The 1,747-nt window shown below is 46.3% G+C and carries 1 protein-coding gene; it reads left to right on the top strand.

Annotated features, from left to right (window positions below; genetic code table 11):
- The first annotated feature begins 279 nt into the window (after positions 1-279).
- Positions 280-1,551, top strand: a complete 1,272-nt coding sequence (ltrA, locus tag Q502_RS14140) for a group II intron reverse transcriptase/maturase (RefSeq protein ID WP_099830862.1) — start codon at positions 280-282, stop codon at positions 1,549-1,551.
- Positions 1,552-1,747 lie beyond the last annotated feature (196 nt).

A 1,747-nucleotide genomic window follows, 5' to 3' on the forward strand; every position in this document is an offset into this window, starting at 1 on the left:
CAGATATGAGCGAAGACTGACTGAAACGCGAATATCTTCCGGCGGGGTGATAGCGATGGCATGATCACAAGGACATTCAACGCAACTGGAGAAGCCCTACTGGTACCTGGGAGAAATCCCTTGAACGAGGTAGGTCATATAACCGGAATGGGAAATTGACCGAAAGACCAGAGGGTGGCGGATGGGTTCGTATTAGTTATGACGGAGGGTAACTCCTCCCGAGTAAAGGAGCCCTACTGTATGTAACTCTTGTTACCAAGAAAGGAGGCAGGAATCGTAATGAGAAAAGGATTCATACCCCTGCAGGAAGTGAGGAACAAGATATACCTCAAGGCGAAGGCCGAACCAGAATGGAGATTCTGGGGGTTATACACCCATATCTGTAAGGTAGAAACACTGGAAAAGGCCTACTACTTGGCCAGAAAGAACAACGGATCTCCCGGAGTGGATGGAGTAAGTTTTCGGGACATCGAGGAAATAGGGGTAAGAAACTATATCCTCGAACTACTTCAGGAATTGCTCAAGGGAGAGTACGAACCATTGGAGTACAGAAGTCTATCCATACCTAAGGCTGACGGTAAAGAGAGAATACTGAAGATACCGGCAATAAGGGACAGGATAGTACAGGGAGCAATGAAGCTTATCCTAGAACCGATATTCGAAACGGACTTCCAGGAGGGATCGTTTGGATTCAGACCGGGAAGAAGCGCGCATGATGCAATAGAAAGAGTGGACAAGGAACTGTTCAAAGGAAAGACAGTTGTGATAGACCTTGACCTCAAAGGCTTCTTCGACAATGTCAAACACCATATACTCTTTGAGAAAGTTGCAAAGAGAATAGACGATCCAGAGATAATGCATCTACTGAAACTCATATGCAAGAAGGCGGGAAAGAAAGGGATACCACAGGGAGGAGTACTCTCGCCATTACTGGCAAACATCTATCTCAACGAGATAGACATAATGCTGGAGAAAGCAGGCAGAGTAACGGGAAAGGTAAGCTATGCAAGATATGCAGACGATCTTGTGGCCCTTGTCTATCCCGGAGAGTGGGTAGATAAAGTCAATAGGAGACTACTGGAAGAATTCGAGAAGATAGAGGTTCAGCTCAATGAAGAAAAGAGCAAGATAGTCGACATGGAGAAGGGCAGCTTTCAATTCCTTGGATTTGAATTCTCAATGGTGAAGGCCAAGAACGGAAAACGTAGACCTGATTACAGACCTAACAAGAAGGCTAGAAAGGCATTACTGGAAAAGCTGAAGTACCAGTTCCTTATTTATCGCTCCAACTCCTTGGAAAGACTGGTGGAAGCGATAAACCCAATATTGAGGGGCTGGGTAAACTACTTCAGGATAGGTAATTCAAAGAAAGTCTTCAGCTTTATTAGAGACTGGGTGAACAGGAAACTCAGAAGACACATGATGAGAAAGAAACAGAAGAAAGGCTTCGGCTGGAAGAGGTGGAGTAAGGAGGAGTTACTCAAGATCACTGGAATCTACAATGATTACAGAATAAGGTATCTCCGACAGAAAGCACTCCCAGCACGATAGGTCACATAAGCCTTGAGGTGAAGCACACAGGAAAGCCGTATGCGGGAAATCCGCACGTACGGTTTGAGGTGGCAGGAGATGGAAACGGATGAGATGACCCGCTTGAGGGGGACACTCTCCCGAAAGGGGAGTAAACAGCCTGGCCTCACAAGGTCTGTACTTACACCGCGCCATCTCTTGACCCTACCAAAACAGA

This window comes from Mesotoga sp. Brook.08.YT.4.2.5.2. (assembly GCF_003351125.1).
In the GTDB taxonomy this organism is placed as follows: Bacteria; Thermotogota; Thermotogae; order Petrotogales; family Kosmotogaceae; genus Mesotoga.